General features: G+C 57.7%; 20 protein-coding genes. All 20 read right to left on the bottom strand.

Annotated elements, in window-relative coordinates; all coding sequences use genetic code 11:
* Positions 1 to 24: 24 nt before the first annotated feature.
* Positions 25 to 708 carry a class I SAM-dependent methyltransferase gene (locus EN749_RS04230; RefSeq protein WP_127396167.1) on the bottom strand — a complete coding sequence of 228 codons (684 nt, stop codon included), beginning with the start codon at positions 706 to 708 and terminating at the stop codon, positions 25 to 27.
* A 15-nt stretch (positions 709 to 723) separates the two neighbouring features.
* The gene (locus EN749_RS04225) at positions 724 to 5142 is read right to left on the bottom strand and encodes a glycosyltransferase (RefSeq protein ID WP_128362612.1); all 4419 of its coding nucleotides are present in this window, start codon (positions 5140 to 5142) and stop codon (positions 724 to 726) included.
* Positions 5139 to 6041 carry a dTDP-4-dehydrorhamnose reductase gene (gene rfbD / locus EN749_RS04220; protein WP_128362611.1) on the bottom strand — a complete coding sequence of 301 codons (903 nt, stop codon included), beginning with the start codon at positions 6039 to 6041 and terminating at the stop codon, positions 5139 to 5141. The genes EN749_RS04225 and rfbD overlap by 4 nt, the downstream gene beginning before the upstream one ends.
* The gene (gene rfbB, locus EN749_RS04215; protein WP_127272411.1) at positions 6038 to 7108 is read right to left on the bottom strand and encodes a dTDP-glucose 4,6-dehydratase; all 1071 of its coding nucleotides are present in this window, start codon (positions 7106 to 7108) and stop codon (positions 6038 to 6040) included. The genes rfbD and rfbB overlap by 4 nt, the downstream gene beginning before the upstream one ends.
* A gap of 22 nt (positions 7109 to 7130) precedes the next feature.
* Positions 7131 to 7685, bottom strand: a complete 555-nt coding sequence (rfbC, locus tag EN749_RS04210; protein WP_024503666.1) for a dTDP-4-dehydrorhamnose 3,5-epimerase — start codon at positions 7683 to 7685, stop codon at positions 7131 to 7133.
* On the bottom strand, positions 7686 to 8567 hold the full coding sequence (gene rfbA / locus EN749_RS04205; protein WP_127272412.1) for a glucose-1-phosphate thymidylyltransferase RfbA: 882 nt from the start codon (positions 8565 to 8567) through the stop codon (positions 7686 to 7688). It abuts the gene before it with no gap.
* Between the two features lie 144 nt (positions 8568 to 8711).
* A complete protein-coding gene (locus tag EN749_RS04200; protein WP_128362610.1) occupies positions 8712 to 10043 on the bottom strand; it encodes an O-antigen ligase family protein in 1332 nt (443 codons plus the stop codon).
* A complete protein-coding gene (locus EN749_RS04195; RefSeq protein ID WP_127810974.1) occupies positions 10040 to 11299 on the bottom strand; it encodes a hypothetical protein in 1260 nt (419 codons plus the stop codon). The genes EN749_RS04200 and EN749_RS04195 overlap by 4 nt, the downstream gene beginning before the upstream one ends.
* A complete protein-coding gene (locus EN749_RS04190; RefSeq protein WP_128362609.1) occupies positions 11187 to 13565 on the bottom strand; it encodes a polysaccharide biosynthesis tyrosine autokinase in 2379 nt (792 codons plus the stop codon). Before EN749_RS04190 ends, EN749_RS04195 begins: the two co-directional genes overlap by 113 nt.
* Positions 13566 to 13594: 29 nt before the next feature.
* Positions 13595 to 14377, bottom strand: a complete 783-nt coding sequence (locus EN749_RS04185; RefSeq protein ID WP_027035883.1) for a polysaccharide biosynthesis/export family protein — start codon at positions 14375 to 14377, stop codon at positions 13595 to 13597.
* Positions 14377 to 15186, bottom strand: a complete 810-nt coding sequence (locus EN749_RS04180) for a CpsB/CapC family capsule biosynthesis tyrosine phosphatase (protein ID WP_127395608.1) — start codon at positions 15184 to 15186, stop codon at positions 14377 to 14379. The genes EN749_RS04185 and EN749_RS04180 overlap by 1 nt, the downstream gene beginning before the upstream one ends.
* 120 nt (positions 15187 to 15306) lie before the next feature.
* Positions 15307 to 15627, bottom strand: a complete 321-nt coding sequence (locus EN749_RS04175) for a hypothetical protein (RefSeq protein WP_128362608.1) — start codon at positions 15625 to 15627, stop codon at positions 15307 to 15309.
* Between the two features lie 326 nt (positions 15628 to 15953).
* Entirely contained in the window at positions 15954 to 16280 is a 327-nt protein-coding gene (locus EN749_RS04170) for a hypothetical protein (protein WP_245481758.1), read from the bottom strand.
* A gap of 684 nt (positions 16281 to 16964) precedes the next feature.
* Positions 16965 to 18023 carry a DUF977 family protein gene (locus tag EN749_RS04165; RefSeq protein ID WP_128289074.1) on the bottom strand — a complete coding sequence of 353 codons (1059 nt, stop codon included), beginning with the start codon at positions 18021 to 18023 and terminating at the stop codon, positions 16965 to 16967.
* Between the two features lie 151 nt (positions 18024 to 18174).
* Positions 18175 to 18609, bottom strand: coding sequence for a hypothetical protein (locus tag EN749_RS04160; protein WP_127395604.1), 435 nt, complete (start codon positions 18607 to 18609; stop codon positions 18175 to 18177).
* Positions 18610 to 18666: 57 nt separating this feature from the next.
* Entirely contained in the window at positions 18667 to 19809 is a 1143-nt protein-coding gene (locus EN749_RS04155) for a glycosyltransferase family 4 protein (protein ID WP_127395603.1), read from the bottom strand.
* On the bottom strand, positions 19806 to 20963 hold the full coding sequence (locus EN749_RS04150) for a glycosyltransferase (protein ID WP_189367365.1): 1158 nt from the start codon (positions 20961 to 20963) through the stop codon (positions 19806 to 19808). The genes EN749_RS04155 and EN749_RS04150 overlap by 4 nt, the downstream gene beginning before the upstream one ends.
* Positions 20941 to 21750 carry a methyltransferase domain-containing protein gene (locus EN749_RS04145; RefSeq protein ID WP_128362606.1) on the bottom strand — a complete coding sequence of 270 codons (810 nt, stop codon included), beginning with the start codon at positions 21748 to 21750 and terminating at the stop codon, positions 20941 to 20943. Before EN749_RS04145 ends, EN749_RS04150 begins: the two co-directional genes overlap by 23 nt.
* Before the next feature lie 5 nt (positions 21751 to 21755).
* Entirely contained in the window at positions 21756 to 22532 is a 777-nt protein-coding gene (locus EN749_RS04140) for a class I SAM-dependent methyltransferase (RefSeq protein ID WP_189367363.1), read from the bottom strand.
* Positions 22525 to 24045: hypothetical protein (locus tag EN749_RS37605; protein WP_189367361.1), on the bottom strand; the 1521-nt coding region annotated here is incomplete at its 5' end. The genes EN749_RS37605 and EN749_RS04140, both read right to left, overlap by 8 nt.

The following is a 24045-nucleotide window of genomic DNA, read 5'->3' as shown; positions in this document are numbered from 1 at the left end:
ACTTCGGGAAAAACCGCATCTGATTTATTTCACCATCACGCATATAGACTGGCCGAGAGCGTGCCCTTCGAGAATGGGAGCGTTGGCGTCGATGAATTTCTCCACATCGAAACCGATCTTGGCCGCGAAAACCTTGATAGCTTCCCGTTCTAGGAACATGTTGAGATGCGGGCGGTCTCCAGCCTCGTATTGAGTTACTGTTGCCTCGAAAACCTGCCAGAGCGGCGGCATGTGGAACTCCAGGAACGAAAACAGCAGTTTGCCGCCCTTCTTCAGCACACGGTGGGAGTCGCGCATGTAGATGAAGGTTTCTTCGTGCAAAAGGTGGGTAAAAAGGCTGAAGGCGCATATATAGTCGAATGTTGCGTCCGGATTTGGAAGTTTCACTGCTCTGTTCATGTGGAACTTATAGTTTCTGGGTGTCTTAGTAGCAGCATAATCGAGCAAAGCCTGGACAATATCGTAACCGTCATAGTCGATGTGCAGGCGTCGTGCTAACGCAACTGCCGTACGCCCGGAACCGCAGCCGATGTCGGCAAGACGCATTCCATCGCGCAGACCATTCTTGATGAGAGCTTCGGCTTCAATACGGCCGATAATGTCATAGGCGCCGCCGACGGCGAGCGACATCGCTTCGTCAAGCGGATGATCGCGCATGAGTCTTGCGACGTGCTTCTCGTAATCTTCGACGAAATGGAATTCGGCCATTGCTATTTTCCGATGTCAGCTTATCGAGAAATCTTCACGCGCTTTTGTCAAGTTCGGCGAATAGAAAGGATCATGTTCAATGATCTTTTTCCACCGTCTTTGCATATACATAATCTCACTCTTGAAACGCGCCATTTTTTCCGGAGCATCCTCAGCGCCGCGCGAGATGCTTTCAAGGTGGTAAAGCTCCGCATAGGGCGTCCAGACGTTTGTGTAGCCCGCTTCCTGCACTTTCAGGCAAAGGTCCACATCATTGAAGGCGACCGTCAGGTCCACATCATTCAGCCCGCCGACTTCTTCGAACAGGTTCTTGCGGATAAGGAGACAGGCTGCCGTGACAGCGGAGAGGTTCTGCAGGACCTTCAGCCTGCTAAAATACCCTGGATGATGGCGCGGGAAGTGCTTATGCGAATGACCGGCGACACCGCCCACTCCAACAATCACCCCGCCATGCTGAACCGTGTCATTAGCATAATAGAGCTTGGCGCCGACACAACCCACATCCGGCTGGACGGCCCAGGAGACCATTTCCGTCAGCCAGTCCGGCGAGATCACCTCGATGTCGTTGTTGACGAGGCCGATGATCGAGCCCTTCGCTTTTTCCACGGCGAAATTGTTGATCGCGGAATAGTTGAACGGCTTGTCGTAACGGATCACACGAACATTTTTCGCTTTCTTCAGCTCGCTGAAATAGGCAAGCGTTTCCTCCTCCACCGAGCCGTTGTCGGCCGCCAGAATCTCGTAATTCCCGTAGGTGGTCTTTTCGCGGATGGACTCCACACAGTTGCGAAGGAGTTCAACCTTGTCGCGCGTTGGGATGATCAGGCTTACGAGCGGCTGCGGCTCGGGGACGAAAAACCGAAGACGGTAAAAGGGTGTGCCGGGAGCTTCCTCAGCTTTCGCCGGAATATCCATGCGTTCGACATGTTCTTCCAGCGCACGCAACCCAGCCATATAGGCGTAGTTCTTTTGCGAACCATCGAGCGCCGTCGAGCCTTCCACCGCGCGCCAATGGTAGAGCACCTTCGGAATGTGCCGAATTCTCTCAGGGGCTATGCGCTCGAAGACGCGCAGATTGAGGTCATAGTCCTGGCTGCCCTCGAAGCCGGGGCGCCAGCCGCCGACGGCGCGGATATTTTCCGCCCGGTGCACGGTGAGGTGGTTCAGATAGTTCTGTGAGCGGAAAAGCTCCCGCGAGAAATCCGGCTTGAAACAGGGGTCATAGCGCCTGCCTTCCGAATCGATCTTGTCTTCATCGCTGTAGATCAGTTCGGCGTCAGGATGGCGATTGATTTCCAGCACGATCTCGGCCAGCGCATGCGGACGGAGAAGATCGTCGTGATCGAGCAATGCGACCCACTCGCCGGTGACCAGTTCCAGGGCAGAATTGGATGCATGCGAGATATGGCCGTTCTTGTCGCGAAAGACGATTTTGATGCGTGGATCGCGTTTCGTATATTCACTCAAAACGCGCTTCACATGCGGCTCTGTCGAGCAATCGTCCGCTATGCACAACTCCCAGTTCTCGTAGACCTGGGCGCGGACGCTCTCGATCGCCTCCCGCAAGAGTTTCTCCGGGGTGTTGTAGACCGGCATGAGCACCGAAATGAGCGGCGGCTTCTCCAACAGAGCCAACCGCCGCCTCAAATCCGCAACGTCGTGTTCCGTTGGCGTATCGTTGAGCGCAATCCACCCTTCATATGTAGCGCCCCCCAGTGCGCCTCGTGCTTCCGCGGATCGGAGGGTCGCCGCAAATCCCCTGAGGCCGCCTTGCCTCAAGATTTTTACGGCACGCGCGGCAAACCGCCCGAGAGAACGAGGGCTTGTCAGGTGGCGGGAGGCTAGCCCGGCGATAAGACGAGCATAATATTCGACTCGTCCGAGTCGACGCACCCGGACGCGACCGATCGTGATCTGGGCGGCACGGTCGCTTGGATCGAAACGCAGGTTCGAGGCTGCTACATTAAGCAGGAAGGTCGCCGCTGCCAGGCCTTTGCCGTTCGAAAGAAACCGCAGATCGATCCGTTCGATTTCGTTGTACCCCCTGCCGCTGTCGACATAGAGGCGCGCGTCAGTCAACGCGTCCGTTTCAGCCGGGACGTGTACGCTGAGCCTGTAGTGTCCGGGGAGCAATGGCTGGGAGCCCGGCCAGAGGAGTTCGAACTGCGGATCATCGCCCGTTATTGTCCACTCCGTCGCCCCCTTGCCCAATGGCACGCCTTCCAGGTGATGAAGTGCGTTGAGCGTAGCGGTCCGTCCGGCATAAAGAATTGCGTTGGCTGGGGGTGACACAAGCCTCTTCCAAACCGATCGATACCGCCAGGTCCGGCTGCTGTGAACCAATTCGATTTCGTGATTCAACACGGCCATCTGCCGGTGGCGTTCCTGCAGCTTATGTTCGCGCTCCTGCAACTCACGCTGAAGCGCCGCTATGTCCTGGTCCTTTGCCGCGAGATTGGTGTGGGCCAACTCCAGCGCTTGCGTGGCCGCGCGGAGATGCTCGCGCTCGACCGTCAGCGCAGCAATCTCACCGGAATAGGCCTCGATGCGTGCTTCCTGGCTTACCACCAACGCCCTGTTGGTTTCGATTTCCGCTTCCATGGTCGTCGTTCTCAGCGACCACTGGTTTCGGGTTTGGTCAGTCGCCTTGCTCCTCGTCTCGTCGAGAGCAACCATGCCCTCGTCGGCGAGCGCGACCCGCCCGTGCACGCTGCGCGCGCCCAGGACGTTTTCCGGAATTGGCAGCTTCGTTACAATGCAAAGCGAGTTCAAGAACTCGACGGAATGAACCGATGCGAGAGAAGCTTCGTTGAATGCGACCTGGTGCCTGTCGGCGAAAGTCGCCAAGGCATCGACCCGACGGCGATCCAGCCCCCAGTGCTCATGGTTGACCACATCAAGCAGGCGTTTGAAAAACGACATCGAGGAAAGCGGATCGTAGAGACCGCCCTCGAACTCCTGCCAGTAACTGCAATGCAGATCTTCGGCGATGTAGATGCCCCCTTCGGAAAGGTGGGGGAAATATCGCGCGAACGAGCGTATTATATCCGAGGATAGGTGCGATCCGTCATCAATTATAATATCATATTTTTCCGACATCGAGATGATGTCGCGCTCTGTTTCATCAGTATTGGCGTCACCTACGGAAATCTTTATCTTCCGGCTGTCGAAAACGAGATTTCCGCAAGCCAGATTGACGTCACAGCCAACGATTATTTCAGCATTGGGGAAATATTTCTGCCATATCTCCAGGGATCCGCCATTCTGAACTCCGATTTCCAGGATTCGAACCGGCCTGTCTCGATACTCTGAAAAAATATGGTCATAGGTGCTGAGATAGATCGACCATTTATCCGACACTTTGCCGCGATGCGCGTCGTACAGGTCACGAAGTGAAACGAATGGTTCCTGCATTGCGGGCCGCGCATCGCGCTGTTTGGCTAATTGCTGCTGTTCCAACTTCTGCCGATGAAACACGCTGAGACGGCAATCAATTTCAGGGAAAAAAGCGTCGCCAAAAGTTCTTGAAACAGATTCGAACTCTGCTCTGATCCGATCAAGATTTTCTATTGCAACTGCATCAGCATCATCGGACCTGAGCGCTATCAGTGCGGTATAAGCGTCTTTGACCCAGTCAATGATGCGCAAGTCTGCGTCGAGCAACTCAGTGCTGGCGGCAAAGTGCTGATTGTCGGTAGCGAAATGCTCAGACAGCAGGGACTGCCATTTCACGTCGGGTACCGGCCAGTCTAGGCTGAGAGTAGCAGTGATCCCGTCGATACCCTGTCGCCAGTCATCAAGCAGACTCTCGTAAGACAACAAGATGCGTGACCGACCCCTAGTTGCGCGCTCGGCTTCCAATTCGTGGCGAAGCCAAAGAAGCGAACTGAAGCCCATCGTGAAACCGTTTCGGTTCGCCAGGGAAGCGATCACAGCCAACGGATTGCGGTCTATCAGCACATAGCGAACATCGATGCGCATGCGCCTCAAGATCTCCGCATAAAGCGGCACGAAACGTGAGATACGCGGCTCCTTGAGCACAAAAAACGGCGCGCTGCCGTATTCCTCGTCGATCAGCCGCGCGATCTCTGCTTTGTAGAAGCGCAGACGCTGCGCGCCGAGATCGTTGGGATCGAAGGATCGCCAATCATCCCAGCTGCTTCCTGCTTCGGCCAGCATCTGGTCGTGCAGCGCAATGAGACGCTCCGGCTCCCAGTGACCCGTTGGATTGGATAGATTGGCGCCCAGCATGTTCTTAGGCAGTTCCGCGCCAAGCAGATTGATCGCCCTCGTCAGCGCGCTGGTGCCCGAGCGATGCATGCCGAGCACCATGATGCAGGTGCGTTTGGCTGCTTTCGGCTTTGCCTTGCGTGCCTTCGGCTCGTCGACGGGCGCGGCATCGCGCGTGTTTTCCGCTGACGAGTGCTTGTTCATGCCGTCAATGCCTGTTTCGGCTCACCGGCTAGCAGCCGGCGCACCACCGCTTCCGTCGATTGCCGCCACTCCGGTGCATTCCAGCCGAACGCCGCCGCGAATTTCGCGCTCGATAGCCGGGAATTGGCGGGGCGGCGCGCCTTGGTTGGGTAGTCCATCGTAGCAATGTCCCGTACCCGCGCCCAGGGACCACCCAACACGCGGCTTGTGTCGAGGATATGGCGGGCAAAGCCGCTCCAGTTGGCCTCGCCGGTTCCGGCCAGATGATAGATGCCGGATGTGCCGGCGCCCTCGTGCAGTTGTGCCGCCGCATGCAGGATCGCGTCGGCGATATCAAGTGCCGATGTCGGATTTCCCCACTGATCGGCCACCACCGCGATCTCGTCGCGGTCGGCGGCCAGCCGCAGCATGGTTTTCACGAAATTCTTGCCGAACGGGCTGTAGACCCATGCCGTGCGCAGGATCAGATGGTGCGGATTGGCTGATGCAACCGCCTGCTCGCCGGCAAGCTTGGAGGCGCCATAGACGCTGCGCGGTGCGGTGGCGTCGGTCTCGACATAGGCGGCGTCCTTGGTGCCGTCGAAGACATAGTCGGTCGAAAGATGGATGACGGGAACGCCCAGGCGGCTTGCTGCTTGCGCCACCTTGCCGGCGCCGACGGCGTTCACCGCGAATGCCAGATCGAGCTCGTCCTCGGCCTGATCCACCGCCGTGTAGGCGGCGGCCGACACGACGATATCAGGCTTCGCGGCCGCGATGGCTTCGATCACCGTGTCGGGTCTTGCGAGGTCGAGTTGCGGACGGCCAATGGCGATGACCTCAACGCCGGCGGCCGCCGGGCCGGCCTCCAGAAGGCTCGCCGCGACCTGTCCGTCGCGTCCGGTGACAACCAGCCTCACGCCGCCCCCTTGCGTGCTTCGCCCAGCCGTTCACCGGCATAGCGCTGCTCGCGGATCGGTCCCCACCACCATTTGTTGTCGAGAAACCAGTCGACGGTCTTGGCGAGGCCGCTGTCGAAATTCTCATTGGGCGCCCAGCCCAGGTCTCGGCCTATCTTCGAGGCGTCGATGGCATAGCGGCGATCGTGACCGGGGCGGTCGGTGACGAAGGAAATCAGGTCGCGATAGCTCTTGCCCCCTGCCCGCGGCCGCCTGCCGTCGAGCAGATCGCAGATCGTCTCGACGACGCCAAGGTTGGTCCGCTCGGAATTGCCGCCGACATTGTAGCTTTCGCCCGGCAGTCCCCTGGTCGCGACAAGTTCCAGCGCGCGCGCGTGATCCTCGACGAACAGCCAGTCGCGCACATTGGCGCCGGCGCCATAGACCGGCAGCGGCTTTTCATCGAGCGCATTGAGGATGACCAGCGGGATCAGCTTTTCGGGAAAGTGATAGGGTCCGTAATTGTTCGAGCAATTGGAAAGCACGACCGGCAGGCCATAGGTTTCGTGCCAGGCCCGCACCAGATGATCCGAGGCCGCCTTCGAGGCGGAATAGGGCGAGGATGGCGCGTAGGGCGTTTCCTCGACGAACATGCCGCCGTCGAAGGGAAGATCGCCGAACACCTCGTCGGTCGAGACATGATGGAAGCGGAAATGGCTCTTCCGGTCTTCGGGCAGGCCGCGCCAATATTCCAGCGCGGCATTAAGCATCTTGTAGGTGCCGACGATGTTGGTCTCGATAAAGGTGCCCGGCCCATCGATCGAGCGGTCGACATGGCTCTCGGCGGCAAGGTTCATGACGATGTCGATATCGTCGCGCCGGAGGATGTCGAGCACAGCCTTTTCGTCGCAGATGTCGGCCTGCGCGAAGCGATAATTGTGTGCGTTCTCGATCGGCCGCAGCGAGGCGAGGTTTCCCGCATAGGTAAGCTTGTCGAGATTGGTCACCCGATAGGCCGGGTTGGCGCATAGATGCCGGCACACCGCCGAACCGATAAAGCCAGCACCGCCCGTCACCAGAAAATTCATGCCGCTGTCCTCACGTAACCCATCAGGCGAACACCTCGGCGGCGGCCAGCAGCGGCGCCTTGAGGTCCTTGTCCGAGAGCTGGAACCCGCCAGTCAGTGACGGCCATTCGATGCCGATGGCGGGATCGTCGAAACGGATCGACCGATCATGCGCCTGCGAATAGGTGTCGGTCACCTTATACAGGACCTCGGTGTCGGGCACGAGCGTCACGAAGCCGTGCGCGAAGCCTTTCGGCACCAGAATCTGGTTGCCCTTTTCGGCCGACACTTCGAGAGCGACCCATTTTCCGAAGGTTTTCGAACCGCGGCGAATGTCGACCGCGACATCGAGAATGCTGCCCCGGATGACGCGCAGCAGCTTGTCCTGGGCGCGCGGCGCAAGCTGATAGTGAAGCCCTCGCAAGACGCCCGCCGCGGCGGAATAGGAATGATTGTCCTGCACGAAAGCCAGGTCTATGCCGGCCTGCGAAAAGCGCTCGGCATTGTAGGTTTCCACGAAGAAGCCGCGTGCGTCGCCATGTCGCTTCGGCACGATTTCCAGCACGCCATCGATGCCAAGGGGCCTGACCTCCAACACCTAGCCCTCCGACAGGTCGACGACACGCCGGCGCAGATAGGCGGCATATTCATTCTTGCCCAGGTGATCGGCGCGACGCAGAACCTGGTCCACTGTCAGCCAACCCTGTTCAAAGGCGATCTCTTCGGGACAAGCGACCTTGATGCCCTGGCGGTGCTCGATGGTGCGCACGAATGACGAGGCCTCATGCAGGCTGTCATGCGTGCCGGTGTCGAGCCAGGCATAGCCGCGCCCCAACCGATGCACATGCAACTGGCCGCGCTCGAGGTAGACGTTGTTGACCGCCGTGATCTCGAGCTCGCCGCGCGCCGAGGGGCGGATGGCAGGGGCGATGTCGACGACGTCGTTGTCATAGAAGTAGAGACCGGTAACCGCCCAGTTGGATTTCGGCACCTGCGGCTTTTCCTCGATCGTCAGCGCCGTTCCCGTGGCCTTGTCGAAGGAAACCACGCCATAACGCTGGGGATCCTCGACATGATAGGCGAACACCGAAGCGCCCTTTTCGCGCGAGGCAGCGTCGCGGCAAAGCTGCGACAGCCCGTCGCCGAAATAGATGTTGTCGCCGAGGATCATCGACACGTTGTCCTTGCCGATGAAATTGCGGCCGATGATGAAGGCTTCCGCCAGCCCGTTGGGCTGCGGTTGCTCGGCATAGGACAGGTCGAGGCCGAACTCCGATCCATCGCCAAGCAGATCGCGAAAAACCGGCAGGTCACGCGGCGTCGAAATGATCAGAATTTCACGGATACCCGCGAGCATCAGAACGCTCAGCGGATAATAGATCATCGGCTTGTCGTATATCGGCAGAATTTGCTTAGAGACTGCTAATGTTAGTGGATAAAGACGCGTTCCACTGCCTCCAGCAAGGATAATTCCTTTCAAGAAGCTCTCCTTGACATGCCTGAACCCCCCGGCCCCAGCCGCCCGTGCTTAGGTTCCATGCAATGGCTTGTCAATCTCGGCGTTCGGCAAACGACCGGGTCACTATCCGGCGCCAATCCATCGCCAATTCCAGGCGACGCATTGCTATCGTCTTGCCAGAGCCGGCCTGACGGGAACAAGCAGATTGTCATCATGGGCCTCGGTCGACTCGCCTCTCTGGCTTAACCGCCCAGCGAATCCCTTGTGAAAGATGATGCCATTCATATAGGCGAAAGTCATCGCAAGCGCCGCCGTTCGCATGGGATAATCGACCAGGGAATGAACGAGCAGAAACGATACTGAGAGAAACGCCATTTTCTGCAGCGGATCTCGCCGTGCCGTGACGGAAAACGCAAAAAGCAATATCGAGTAAGCTGCGACCAGAAAGACAACAGGTGCGCCACCTTCAAGTGCCAATTCCAGATAATCATTGTGGGCGTGATTGACGTAGGGCTTGAAGATCATCTCTCCCTTTTCGTAAATCTGGTAGACTTTTGGAAAACTGCCAAAGCCCACGCCCGTCGCCCAGTTCTCTTCAATTCCCGCGATCGTCGTGCGGGCAAATTCGGCCCGTCCAAAGGCCGGGTCAACCACTTCCGCATCGATTTTCGTCCACGCCCCGATCGTATAGAGCGAAAGCCCGATGAAGACAGCGGGTATTCCATACCCGCCCAGCCTCGAGCGCGCGGACAGAAAGACGACTGATATTATGGTGATCGCCAGTCCTATCAGAATACCGGCGCGCGAACCGGCGGCAAGAAGCAACAGCAGCAGCGTTATCAAGCCGAGCGACCCGGACAGAAGATGCCCGCGAAACAGGCCGTAGTAGACGACGAAGGGGATGGAGACGAAGAGCAAAGCTGAAAAATGGTTCTGGTTGGCAAACAGTCCGGCATTGATCGTGAACGGCAGCAAACCCTGTATGGCGACCGTATCGGAGAGCGAATACTGGATCGCCGCAGCCAGTCCGTTACAGATGACACCCATGAAAAAGAAGGGCAGAAGGCCGTAGACCTGATCTGGGCGCAGGCGGGTGACGCTCAGAAAGAATGCAGCCATCGCCAGGAAGTACAACAGACACTCGATCGTACGTCCCACGCCGACACTGACGAAACGCAGCCCGGTTTCACCGCTCAGCCACGGATTTGCAAGTAGAACCTCAGGCCGCAAGCCGCTTAACAGGGCGGCTGGCAGCGGCACGATTTGAAAACAGAACACGGCAAGGCCCAGAGCAAGCAACCACAGGGCCGAGCGAGGGATGCCGTGCCCCGACGGCCTTGAAAAGACGGCCGCGGCCGCGACAATCGCCGCCACCTCGGTCAGCGCATCGGTGTAGAGACCGCTCGCGGTGCCGCCGCCAATCAGCACTGACAGGAAAAGAACCGACCCAAGCAGATATTTTTCCCATTCCGTGGACCGGGCTGACCGCTCTCTCAAGATGAAACTCTTTCGATGCTCAATTTGTGCATGACCAACGTGCCAACGTATCGAAATCGCCAGCTCTCAGCGATGGCAGCTGTTTCCAGCCGCAACACTTGCATGGGACACGCGCCTAGTCCGATCGCGAAATCCAGACTCAACTGCCGCCGATTGAATGTGCCCTCCGGAATGTTGAACCGAGCTATTTCGCTCGCCGGATCCGCGCATCTGATGGACCAGAACAACTGTTTGGGCAGCTTCAGGTTTCTCGCGGAGGCGATCAGGGAAATCCTGTAGGAGCCGGGAGGCAGTTCGACATATTGCTGGAGCGCGGCGTTCTTCACCGGCGTATTCAGGAATCGGACAGTCGCTCCGCTATCGCTTTCTGCGACATCGCGCGCCCCGGCAAAGGTAATTTCCAGACCGGAGCGGTCGCGAACCTGCCAGTCGAATGGCTTGTCGCTGAGGATCTGTTCAAAGCCGCCGTTGAAAATGTATCCGGACAGTGTCCGCTCCTGATCGGACAGACTGAACAGGAACAGCCGATAGGCCGCCTCGTATTCCTTCTGCCGGATGTAACCGTTGATTACGGCAGACAATTCCTTCGACGTCGGTTGTGAGCTCGATCCGGTAAGGTCCAGCAACAGTTGATTTGCGACGCGCAGGCCCCGCGGATTCTTACCAAGAGCGGAGAAAAGATTGGACCTCCACGGTGCCTCGATCCTTAAGGCTGCCAGGACAGCCTGATATCCGTCCGGGTTTGAAAGAATAGCCGGCAAGCCCGCCGCAATGACTGGAAATGTGTCCGGCCACCGGCGCAGCAACGTGTCGATCTCGGCGACGGCCTTTGACAGGTCGCCCATCTCGATCGAGCGATCGATCGATCTCTGAAGCGAATGGATTTCAGTCTTGGACAGCTTTCGAGCCTGGTCGAAGAGTTCAAAAGCCTCGTCTTTCTCGCCTTGTCGATACTCAATCTCGCCTATCAGGCTGTAGAGCCGGGCGTCCGCCACGTTGAAACGAAGCGCGCCCCTCGCCTTTGCTGCCAAGACATCGAGATCAACACCGTCGCCTGTTTCGCTCAGCCGACCGGCAATTTCGCCTATCAAGGCATCTATGTTCAACGGATCGAGCGCAAGCGAGACGGCCGGCGTTTCCGACTCAAGAAGCCGACTTAGCCCTATCGACGAAACCGCCAACACCAGAACGGAGGCGACGAACCAAACGCCTGAACGCCGGAGATTTCGCGTGAGCGGGCTCGCCTGCTCCGTCATCGACTTTGCCCTCAATTTTCGGGGTACTCGCGCCATAGTCGTAGTACTGATAGTTCATGTATTTATAGGCGTAATTGTAATCGAACTTGTTGACCGTGAATTTCGACATTGCCGCTCCGATCACGTTCGCACCGGCTGAGCGCAGACGCTTGAGTGCCGTTTTGGCTGACTTGCGTGTGACCTGATTGGTCGAAACGACCATCAATGTGCCTTCGGCAAGCCGGCTGAGGATTGGTGCATCGGAAAGACCGACGACCGGCGGGGCGTCGATGATGACCAGATCGAAGCGTTTGCCTAGATTGGTCAAGATCAACGCCATCTTCGGCGACGAGAGCAGGTCGGCCGGATTCGGCGGAATCGTTCCGGACGTCAGCACGGTGACATTAGGGTATTTCGTCGGTCTGAAAATGCCCGGCAGATCGTCCTTGCGAACGGTATTAGTCAGCAGGTTGCTCAGCCCGATCGCATTGTCGAGGCCGAACAGCCGGTGCAGGTTGGGTTTGCGGAGATCGCCGTCGACAAGCAGAACCCTTGCGCCGAGTGCCGCGAAATCCTGGCCAAGCTTGAACGACGTGGTCGACTTGCCTTCCGACGGTTCCGAACTGGTCACCAGCAGCGATCGCGGCGCGCCCTCCGCACCGGAGAACTGCAGCGATGTTCGCAGCGAACGATAGGCCTCGGAGAGCCCGGATTTTTGATCGGCGATGCTGGCTATGAGTTCGCGGTCACCGACAAGCGGCAGGATGCCGAGCATCGCCAGCCCCAGCTCTTTCTCGATCTGCTCCGGGTTGGTGAAAGTATTGTTCAGCAACTCGATGATGTAGATGATCGATGCAGCCAGGGCCATGAAAAGCGCGAGAGCGACTGCAAGGTTGATGCTCAGACGTGGAGAATAGGGGGCTGTGGGCAGCGAAGCGAAATCGACTATCGCAGCGCTTTGCGTCTTGAGCTCCGAGCTGACGCCGACTTCATTCAGCTTGGCGATAAGGCTGTCATACTGCGACCGGTTGGAGTCGACCTCGCGCTTCAGGATCGTGTATTTGATATTCTTGTCGTTGAAGACGACCTGCTGCCTCTCCATCTCCGCGAGCTTGGACTTGAGGTCGGCTTCCTTGTTCTGTGCTTCCTGATATTTCAGCCGCAACGAATCGGTTATCGCCAGCACGCCGTTGTTGTAGATTCGCTGGAGTTCCTTGATCTGCGATTGCAATTGCTGCATTTCCGGAAAACCGGGCTTCAGGATGCCCAATTTCTGCTGATACTGGCTGGTCAGATCCGCCAGCTTTTCGCTAAGCTTCTGCAGACCTTCGCTTTCCAGAACCGGACCGAGGCTCGACCCGCGGCCTTTTTCTATCTGATCGACCACCCGCCCCGCATCAAGACGCTCCTGGATTGCAGTGGCCAGGGCGGTGTTCAGGGCTTCGATGTTGGAGCCGATCAGCGATTTGTCATCGCCGGTAACCGTGATGCCGGCATCTTTTGCATAGGTGACCAGTTCCTCTTCGGAGGTCTGCAGCTTTTGCTTCACCTGCCAAACCTGTTCCTGGATGAACTGCCGTGCCAGATCAGAGGTCTCGCTGGTCTGATCGAGACGTTGATCGATAAAGCTCTGCGCGACCTGATTGGCAACGTCGCTTGAATATTTCGGCTTTTGATCGACGAAGGTGATCGATAGCAGGCTCGTATTGGTGACCAGATTGACTGTCAGATCTTCCTGGATGCGCTTGATCGCAATTGCCTCGCGCTCTTCGGGCGTTTTCTCCTCAATGGAGGGTGACTTGGACATCCCGAACGCACGGTAGACAATATTGCTCGGGGAAAAGCTCGGCGTCGGAAACAGAAAATCCGGTTTTTCGCTAAGCCCAAGCTGGAACACCACGCGCTGAGCCAATGCCCGGCTCTTCAGCTTCTCCCGAGCGGTCAGGAAGGCCCGGACGTCGCTGTTTTCGGAAACGACCTCAATGTCCTGAAACACTTTCGCCGAAGGCACCAGAACTTCGAGCTGCGTCGTCGCCAGATATTTTGGTGTCTGCATCATCGTCACGATGACGCCGGCAACGAGCCCGGCCGCCGCCATCATGACGATCAGCCAGCGATACTGGACGATGTATAAAAGCATCTTGAGCGGGTTGAACCCCTCATCCTGGCCCGCATAGTCGCGACCATAGGGACCGTAGTTTTGCGGCACGTCGTAATAGGAGTCCGCGGACAGGGCCTGGCCATGTCCGGGTCCGGCAAGTTGGGGCTGCCTGTTACGATCGAGCATGCGCGAGGTGATCCTGGGGTTGTCCGTGTCTACGGAATGACCGCAATGCGGGCAGCGCTGGAGGCGAGGCCCAGCGCATCCTTCAAATTGTTCATCGCGATTTTCGACTTCGAAGCAAAAACGACGACCACGTCGCCGCCATAGATGCGCGGGTTGCGGTTCTTGCCGGCGCGGATTTCCTCGACATTGTAATTTGCGACCAGCTTGTTTTGGCCGACATTGCGATAGACGAAGACCTTGCCGGCATCACCGACCGGATTGAACCCTCCGGCAAGAGCGATCGCGTCGAGCAAGGAAGCGCTGCTGGACACCGGATAAATGCCGGCCTTGTTGACTTCACCATCGACCGTGATGCGCTGGCCAATCGACTCCTTGACGAAAATCGTCACGTCAGGCGACTGCAAGTACTTTTCACCGTAGGCAGTCTCGATTTCCTTCTCGAGCTGACGAACGGTCTTGCCGGCTGCAGTCATGGTCCCAATCAGCGGAAGCGAAATCTGTCCGCCCGCGTCGACCTGAACTGTTCTGTTCAAATTATCGACCTGAAAAACACTGACCTCGAGCACATCGTTGGCAGACAGAGGCTGCTCGCTGCCGTTCTGGGTATTCTGCGGCGGCGGGAGATCCTTGACCACCTGCAGCGTACCACCGCCAGAGAGCGCCGATGAAGACGCCGTCGGCTGCAGCGCATCGACAGAACTGGTGGAGGACGTCGATGTCGACGAAGTGCTTGCGCAGGCAGATATTGCTAGCGATGCGAGCAAAGCGGGCACGGTGCCCGCATGACTTCTTGCGAGATCGAAAATGCCCATCAAAGAGCCCCGCTCTTAAACAACCGGCCCAATCCGCCAAACCGCCCCGCACTGCTGCCCCCCGATTTTCTCGGGCTTTGCTTTCCGATGGGCACGAGCGGCCGATTTTGCAATATCGCGTCCGGGCGTTTCACTGCCATGTTGTAAGCCTCATCTTCCCCACACCGGTTCGCGATGGCGACAACCGCCTGCGAAAGCCCTGGCCGCCGCCGGCTGGCGCCGTGGGTGTCGGAGGCGACAATATCCACCCTGCCCTCATCCAGCAGCTTCTCCGAGTAGTAGAGCGCCGTACGTCCAAAGGCCCCCGTCACAGAATCAGCCGTGAGCTGAATAAGGCAGCCTAGCGTATTCAACCTCTCGATGACGTCGTAATTCGCCTTGATCCAGGTCAACCGCTCTGGATGAGTGAGGATCGGCACGAAGCCGGCGCCTATGAGACGGGCGGCGAAGTTTTCGAGCCGCGGAGGCAAAATGTGATGTGGCGGTTCGAACAGGAAATAGCGGGATCCGTTCAGAGTCGGCACCGTACCAACCCTCAATCGATCGGGGAGATCAGGCGCGAGATGAACATCAGCGCCAACATATAGGGTAAGCGGTATGGCAGCGCGATGAAGCTCCAGTTCTAACGCCTGAACAGCCCCGGCAATCTTTGGCGTGGCGTTCTCATAAACCCCAGGCATTACATGCGGCGTACATGCCATATGCGTCGTACCGTCGGCCACTGCCAGCCGTGCCATCTCCAGCGACATGGCCAAGTCAGGAGAACCGTCATCGAGACCGGGCAGGATATGTGAATGCAGGTCGATCATTGGCGTTTCTGGTTGAGAGGAGGCAAAGCTTCGCCTCGACAAAATAGAAACGCGTCACCCGCATGAAGGCGAATGACGCATTTGACAAATTTACGCAAAACAGCGGGGGTCGTATCCCGCCTATTGGCTGACCGCGTCGTCGTCATCCTGCAGGCCGATAATAAGGGCGGCGGCACCACCGACGGCGGCGCCGCCCAAGAGAACCGGCAGCATGCCAGTTTCTGAGCTGGCGGGTACGATCGTCGCAGACGGTGTCTCAAGCGAAACGCACATGCCGCCTTCGATAGGGTCGACCTTGACGGTGGCATTGGCTGGAATATCGAGCGCGCAATTGGCTCCGATAGCCAGCGAAGCAGACGCCTGCGCCCCGGTCATGATGCGCGCGCCCGCATACACCGGCGCCTCGGCATCCACCCCTGCATAGCCGCCGGCCTGGGACATCTGGACATCACCCCGGACCTGCGTAAGACGACCTATTGCGTCTGCGGACGCCGGCACAAGACAGGAACAGGTTTGCTGAGCTACAGCCTCGGGCGCGGCGAACAGGGCGCCCCCTGCGACGAATGCAACAAAAGCAAAAGCAACCCCGAACCGATGGCAACTCATCATTTTACCCCACCAAAACCTGTAACTCGCCCTGTTGGTACGAATTACAGCCCGCCCCGCCCCAAGCAATAGAACAATATGGTTAACAAACCCAATAAACCAGCCGGGCCGCCGACCTTTCCAGACCCTTCTCTACAGCGGCCGACGCCGCCATATCTTCGTCAGCGGCTGACGCCGTTGTCGTCGTCCTGCGTCGCCGCGAGCACGCCAGACGTCAGAAGCGCCCCGGCGAAAATCGCCTCCGGCGGACCGAACCCGGCGCCGCCGCCGGAGGGCTGAATAGCAGCCGTCTTCTCAGAGCCGACAAGCTTGAGGCAAATGTTGTTGCCAAGACGGGAAACGTCGAGGCTCGAATTGGCCGAAACCTCCAGATTGCAGCCGCCGACCAGAACGGAGGCCGCGCCGTTGGCGCCAACCACCACACGGCTGCCGAAATCGAGCGCGCTTCCAACCTTGGCAGCGCCATAGCCCGCCGTCTGCGACACCATCACATCACCGGTGGCGGAACGGATGGATCCGATCTGGTTTGCCGAACCTTGATAGGGTGTCGCGCAGCTGCACGAAGCATCCTGGGCAAACGATGAAGCTGAACCAAACCCGATTGACACGACAAATACGGCAAGCGCAGTTTTAACCACAAGGCTCATCAGTCTTCGATCCCTTCTCGCTGCACCACTTCAGACGCACCCAGTCAAAGGCATTGCATCAGCGCGTACCAGTTTTTCGCCACAATTCCAACCTGTTTCGCGCGCGCGAGGCGATTTAAGCTGACGCGTGTCTGTCCAAGCACAGTACCTTAGCCAGATCGCATTAATAGTTTTCGACTACCTGTCACAGGTTTCTTACTATCGGAAAAAAATTTGAGGTCTCCTTTCCGCGGTGACTGGCTCGATAAGCTTTGACCAAGCTGAGCGCGCCAAACCTTTCGCCAACCAACCTAATATATTGAATTATCGATACATTTTTCGGTAGATATTCCTTGATGGCAGCCGCGCGATTTCAACCATTGGTCGTGCTGACAGCATGTAATTCGAGATCGGCTCGATACCAATCGCGGCCAACGGGGTAGGCGGCCGGCTCGGCTACATTCCTGCTCTCCCGCCATAGAGATCTGCTCCATGCCCCAACCGCGATCCAACTCACCAAGTCGACGTGCCTCAGACTTGGCGGCTTTACCGCCTATTTTGGCCGTACCACGTTCCCTTGCCGGTTCCATGTTGGGCCAGATGGTTCGCTTCGACCAGAATTGCCAAGTGTTTTTTGACGGTGTTTCGGTTTGCACCTGTCAGGTTGACGATCTCGCTGATGGTTATGCGCCCACGCTCATTGATGGCCTCAACGATTTGCAGAGAGAGTTCCGGCAACGTGCCGAGCACAAGACGTTCCCGCTCGATTTTTTTCTCCAATCTCCGCTTTTGCTGCTGCAGAGCGCGCAGGAAATACACAGCCCATGGTTGCCAATTGGGGTTCGGGCTGCGGATCGTCTTCTGAGTCTGGCGTAGCGCCAGATAGTAGCCTTCCTTGCTGTTCTCAATCACACTTTCGAGGGAAGAGTAAGGCACATACGCATATCCGCTGCGCATCAGCAGGAGCGTCGTCAGAACGCGTGACAGCCTTCCATTGCCGTCCTGGAATGGGTGTATCTCCAGAAACACCACCGTGAAGATTGCGACGACGAGCAGAGGGTGCAGGCTTTGCTCGTTGAGTGTGTCGCGTGTCCACTCGACAAGCTCTTTCATCCGCTTCGGCGTATCGAAAGGCGTCGCCGTTTCGAAGATGACGCCGATCTCTTTTCCGTCGGCATCGAACGCACTGACATTATTGGCGAGTGTCTTATATGCACCGCGGTGGCGTTCATCCTTGTTGCTGAACGCCAGCAGGTCACGGTGTAGCTGTGTCAGGTGGTTTTCGGTCAGATCAATCGCATCGAAATGCGCGAAGATCATTTCCATGACCTGCGCATATCCGGCGACTTCCTGCTCGTCTCGGGACTCAAAGAATTTGATGTCGAGGTTGGCGAGCAGCCGCTCCACTTCGCCGTCAGTAAGCCTGCTTCCTTCGATACGGGTAGAAGAGCCGATGCTCTCGATGGTCGCAACGCGGCGCAGAGCCGATAAGCGTTCCGGAGCAAGCGCGCCCAGCGCTCGCCAAGCCCCTTTGAATTCGTCGATCTCCGAGACCAGGGCAAGGATCTCGGTGGTAATTTGCAGAGAGTCGATCTTCAGGGTCATACCCGCAAATATACCCAAAAATACCCGAAAATTCAAGAACCGACATACCCAATAAAGGACCCATAAATACCCAACTGCGGGCAGCCGGCCAGCTTAAGAACAAGACCCACTCACTTCGCCGCAAGAGCCTCTGGTCTGACTGGCGACCTGCTCAGCAAGGTTTGTACGTTGCGCCGGCCTGAACCGGCTGGCCGCAGAGAATTCCGCCCTGCGTGAGTATGGTGGCCAAATCTTCCCCCTCAGCCGTCAGGCACTGCACAACAAGGTTATCGCCAACCCTGGAAGCGATCTTGCCGTCGCAAGGTGTTCCGGCACCGACAGGTTTGCAGGCCAGGACGAGCCCCTGGTAGTCTCGGCGCGCCGCTTCCGTCACCAGGAGGCGCATGGCCTGAGGCCTGGAAAACGACGCCCCGCACAGCAGGATCTTGCGACCGCCGACACGCAGATCATCGACCGATGGAATGGCGAGCTTGCCGTCAAACGGCTTGAGCTCGGCTACCGGCTTCGCGGGGGACGGGCCGCCCCTCTGCATCACGATGATGCCCAGAAAGCCAACACCAAACAAAACTGCCACGACGGCAAGCAACGCTATGCTCCTGACTGACAAAACTATCCTCCCTCCGACCCTGTGCGGCCGGTCCGCTCATTTCGCCGCAAGGGCGCTCAGTCTTTCTATCTGCTGCATGTACTTCTCGATGACGATCGTTTCCGAAAACTGCCGCTCGACCTTGTTTCTGCTCTGGGCTCCCATCCTGTCCCTGGACGAGTCGTCCAGCCGCGCAAACTCGACCATCTTGCTCGCAAGGTCATCAGGGTCCCTCACCTTGCATAGGAAGCCATTGACCGCGTGGTCCACCACTTCCCTGCATCCTGGCACGTCGGTTGCGATCAGCGGCTTGCCCATCGCAGCCGCCTCGAGCAGCGAGCGCGGCGTTCCCTCCCTGTAGGAGGGCAACACGACACAATCCGCGGCACCAATGAAAGGCCGCACATCGTCGGTGGAGCCGAGATATTCGACCAATCCCTCGCCAACCCATTTTTCCACGTGTTCGCGGTTGACCGCGGTCCGGTTTTCGACATCAAGAAAGCCGAGTAGCTGGAAACGCACTCCGGGCACCTCACGGCAAACCCGACGAGCCGCCGTGATGAACTCGCCGACACCCTTGTCCCAGAGAAGCCGGGCCACGAGAAGAAAGATGATGGCGCCAGACCCGGTGCGCGCTTCGGGCGAAGGGGCAAAACGCACGAGGTCGATGCCGGAGCCAGGCAAAAGCGCGGTTCGATCCTTGCGAACCAGGCGTTCGTTGACGAACAGCATCCGGTCATCGTCATTCTGGAAGAAAACCATTTTGGAACGGGCCAATGCCACCCGGTACAAGGCCTTGGCAATCCTGAGCAGCAGACCACCGCGGACGAACGCTGTCCCCAATCCCGAAATGTTGTTGATGACGGGAATGCCGTTCAGATTGGCCGCGATGGAGCCGAACACATTGGGCTTGATCGTGAAGCCGACAAAGGCCAGCGGTCTCTCGCGCCGCAAGAGACGCCAGTAGCGCCACAGAAGGACCAAATCCCGCAACGGTGACGTGCCGGAATTGTCCATGTCGAGTTCGACATAGCGGCAGTCCATGGCCGCAATCAGCGGAGAATACTCGTCTCTCGGCGCGACGACGACCACGTCATAGCCGCGGCTCCGCAGCGCCTCGATCAGTCCCTTGCGAAAATTGACGACATTCCAGGATGTGTTTATCGAGACGACTATCTTGTTGCGAGCAACGGCCGTCATCGCTGCGCACCCGGATATGACAACGGCGTTCTCAACAGCATATCCGCAAACCGATCCGGCGATCTTTCCGACAAGGTCTTTCCGTACAAGGCCGACCGATCACCACCTTGAATGACCTTCAGCAGTGCTTCCGCAATTTCCGACGCGCCAAAGCCGGCTGAAATCTCCAGGCCCGACAGCATGTCCAGATCTCCCGCACAGGGGGTGGTGACGATGCCGGGAATCCGGCAAGCCATCATTTCCAGAAGGACGTTGGGAAATCCCTCCGTCGCCGACGTGAGAATGCCGGCACGCGCTGCGCGAAACAGCGGAAACGGGTTGTCTCTCTGGCCGAGCAGATTGAGTCGCGAGGTCAGATCAAGCTTGCCGGCGCGGGCTCTCAACTCCGCTTCCATGGGGCCAGAGCCAACCATGGTCAGCTCATAATCCTCGCCGGTCCTTCGTCTGACTTCGGCCAGCACATCAACCGCGATCATCGGACGCTTCACATCAATCAGCCGGCCGCACCAGACTATCTGCGGACGGCGTGAAAGTATCTCGGCGTCGTGCCCCGACGATGCTTCCATGGACATTTTGACGATGAGATCTTCGTCGACCGGGTTGGGCAAAGTACACAGCTTGGCGATTGCTCGCCGGGGCAATACGTCACGCAGGCGTTCATTCATATAGCTCGTTTGCGCGACTATCATGTCCTGGCTGCCATAGGCAGCGTAGAGCGCCTTGTAAGCGAGCGCGCGAGGACCCTTGAAGCGATCCAAAAGTACCGTGGACTCGCGGGCGACCAGCCTATGGCTGCGGAGAAGTCCAACGCTTCGGGCGGCAGCCAGAAACGAGTTTACCCGTGCGTGGCTCGAGAACACCAAATCGTACCGACGCCGGATCAGCCGCGGGGCGAGCAAAAACTCGCTCATGGCCTTGCCGCCGCCATAGCCGTAGCTGCACCGAATTCCGTCCTGGTGTGATCCAGCGGCCTCGCCCGCCGCCTGGCTACCCAAGAAGCCGATTTCGACGTCCCAGTCGGGTCGCCTCGCGAGTGCGCGCGCAACAAGTTTCAGGATGGTTTCGGCACCGCCTCTTCTGTCGAGCGGAATGGCGATCAGCGCGAGCTTCCTTTTCATGGGCCGCGGGAACTCACTGTTTTCGCCGAAAGACATAGGCGTAGGTTTCAGCGGCATCCTTGCGGAGGAACAGGGCCGAAACGCCTAACCAGATGCGCCAGGCAAGAAAGGCCGGCACGAAAAAATAGAAGTAGGAGCTTTTCCAGAACAGACGGCGCTCGATAAGTTCCAGGTCGTTCCGTTTTGCGATTGTTTCGACGTCACTGGGCAAGCACTTGTCGTAGAAGGCCGGAAACCCGTCATGACCCATGCCCTTTTCAGGATAGATCGCAAAAAGCAGCCGTCGCTTCATCCCCTCCGGCAGGACCCGATTCAATCTGGCAAAAACGGCGTTGCGCGAGGGCGAGAAAATGGCAACCATGCCTCCCGGTTTCACGCAACTGGCAATGCCGCGCAGGGCGCCCTCGCCATCACGGATGTGCTCGAGCGTTGCTTGGCAAATGACGACGTCGGCATCGCCCCTCCCCCTAAACGAGGTAAGGTCCGCTTCAATCTCCTCGTCGTATATTCCGCGTGGCGCTTTCGACAACTCTTCCGCGTCGAGGTCGAGCCCAACGACAAAAAGCCCCAGGCGCCGCTTCTCCGAAAGACTGACGAACGGCCTGGCACCCCCGCCAAGATCGTAAACCCGAGCGTTTGAGGTAAGTAAGGGAGGTGCTATCTCCGTCGCAAAGGTCCGGTTGCCGTCGATGCGAAGGCGCCGCGGCAGAGCACTGTCCAGGAACTCGGAAATGGCCACATTCGTGCGAACAAACTTTCGCAATATCGACACTGCTTCACCACCGGTTTCGTTTGGCGATCTGCGCCCACTCGGATTTGACATCCGCGCTATATCCTGTGGAAGACGTAGAGCCGCGTATGATGCGAAAATGGGCCGAGCAACCGGTCCGCAGCAGCACGCAAACCTCTCAGGATTCCATTCTTACTGTCGTACCAGGCCTGCATCGGCTTGGAGAAAAATGTCTCGTCCTTCAGCCCCTTGAAGCCTCCCCTCGGCTGTGATCCCAGAAGCTTGAAGCCGTGCTGTTCGAAATTGGAAACAATCGAAGACGGCTCAAGAACGAACTGGTAAAATCCGGCCCGTTCACCTGGAAACCTGGGATAGAGACCCATTCTGATCTTCAGCCGCCGGAGAGGAGAAATGCTCGGCACTGTCACGAAGGCAACTCCTCCTGACCGGATGATGCGCTTCATCTCCAATGCGATCTCATCGTAACCGTCGAAGAAGTGCTCGATCACCCCCAGAGACCACACCCCATCGAAGAATTGGTCCGCGAAGCCCGTTGCTCGAACATCCCCCACGGTCACTTGCAAATGGGGCGCGGCACGATTCACCATCCCCACGGTCTTCTGCGCGAAGTCGATCCCGTAGGCGGAAAAGCCTGCCTGGTCGAGGCCATGGACCGTATTGGCCAAGCCACATCCAGCGTCCAGGATCTTGGCCGATCCGGTCAGGTATCGCTTGGTGGTTTCAACGACAAAGCGATCCGGCCTCAAGACAATCCCTTCCGCCCAGTGAGAATCCCAATAGTCGTCATCAGCCACCGTGCCGACATGGACGATGCGCCTGTTTTTCTCGTCGTAGAATGCTTTCTTCTCATTCATTTCTGGCATCCGGACCGACCATCAAAACGGTGCGCTGTTTCGCACCAGGCCCTTGATCTGCAATCACATTCCTCAATGCGAAAAAGGAACAGCCAGCGGCAACGACATATCCGAACAAAAATGCCATTTCACTGCCAAGAGGCACCCGCCACCAAAGGCCCAATGCCGCCAGACAACAGCAAGCCAACGCCCCTATCGCGTAGGAATAGGTCAACGTCATCGCTTTGCTCGACCTAAGCGCAAAAGGATCGATGATCACTTTCTTCGTCCTGTTGACCAGAACAGCACAAGAAACGATCCCGAACACCACAGGATCAAAAGACTTCCCCAGCCATCCGGATGCATGGCCCGAGAAAAACAGGCCAACTATTCCGGCCGCGGCCACGGTCGCAAAAATGAGTGCGATGGCCGCTCCCTCGAACAGTCCGCGCCGAAACTCCCTGACGTTTCCATTTGCGGCACTGAGAAACGCCCTTGGCACAAATACGAAGCTGGCCGCATTCATGAAGAAGCCGACGGACCGTTGTGAAAGATCGACGCAAAACGAGAAGACACCGAGATGGGTCTCGGAGCCAAGCAACAAAACAATGTATCGAATGCCGACAAACACGCCGCTCTCGGCCAGATTGCTCAACACAAATCCCCAGCCTGTAACCAGAGACCCGGCAAGATAGGAAAAGCCAGGCCGTCTCAGATTCATAGGTCCCAGGAAGGCAAATGAAATCAGCGCTCCGACGAAATAGCTGAGCGAAAAGGCTGCAAGAGCCGAGCCTACTTTCGCATCGCCGACAAGCAGGATTATGGCTCCTGCCTGGTATGCGACGGCCTGGCCAATCGCCGACCAACCGTACGCCCACAAACGCAGTTGTGACCTCAAAATCTCTTGAAGTGCGGTGTGCAAGCCGAAAGAAACGATGATGGTCGCGGCAACGGCATTGCCAAATCCCAGCCACGTCATTGCCAGTCCAGCCAGAACGACAAACAACACCACAACTGCCAGCACGGTCAAAATGGACGATACGTACTCTCTACCCATTCCCGCGGCATGCATTTTTGCGGAAACCGGCATTATCGAATAGGTCGCGACTCCAAAAACAAGTGTCGAAATAAATGAAACTGTCGCAATCGTCGTGCTGAAAACACCGTACTGTCCAGTCTCCAGATGGCTGCCGATGTACAGCAACGTCGCTATGTTCAGAAGACCAGGAACAATTCGTATTACGATGGCTTCCACCAACTTCCACAGGCTGGCTTCTTTCATGAAGTCACCCGCACGAATGACCTCTTGAGCAAGAACGGGAAACTCAAGACACCAAAGCTCAAACAGGCAAGAACCGCCTTGCCCAAGAACCGAACTGACCGATATCGTCCTAGCCAGAACGCCTTGATGTAGTTCAAGTTCAGCAACAACATCGGGTATGCATTTTGTCGCTGAAGAAGCCGAATCCTTGCCGTCATCCCCTCCGGCAAATATCGTTTTTGTCCAATCTCGACATTGACACAGATAACGTCG

This window comes from Mesorhizobium sp. M7A.F.Ca.ET.027.02.1.1, from assembly GCF_004022985.1.
GTDB lineage: Bacteria > Pseudomonadota > Alphaproteobacteria > Rhizobiales > Rhizobiaceae > Mesorhizobium.
Note: the sequence above shows the minus strand (reverse complement) of the source record. Positions and strands in the feature narration are given on the sequence as shown.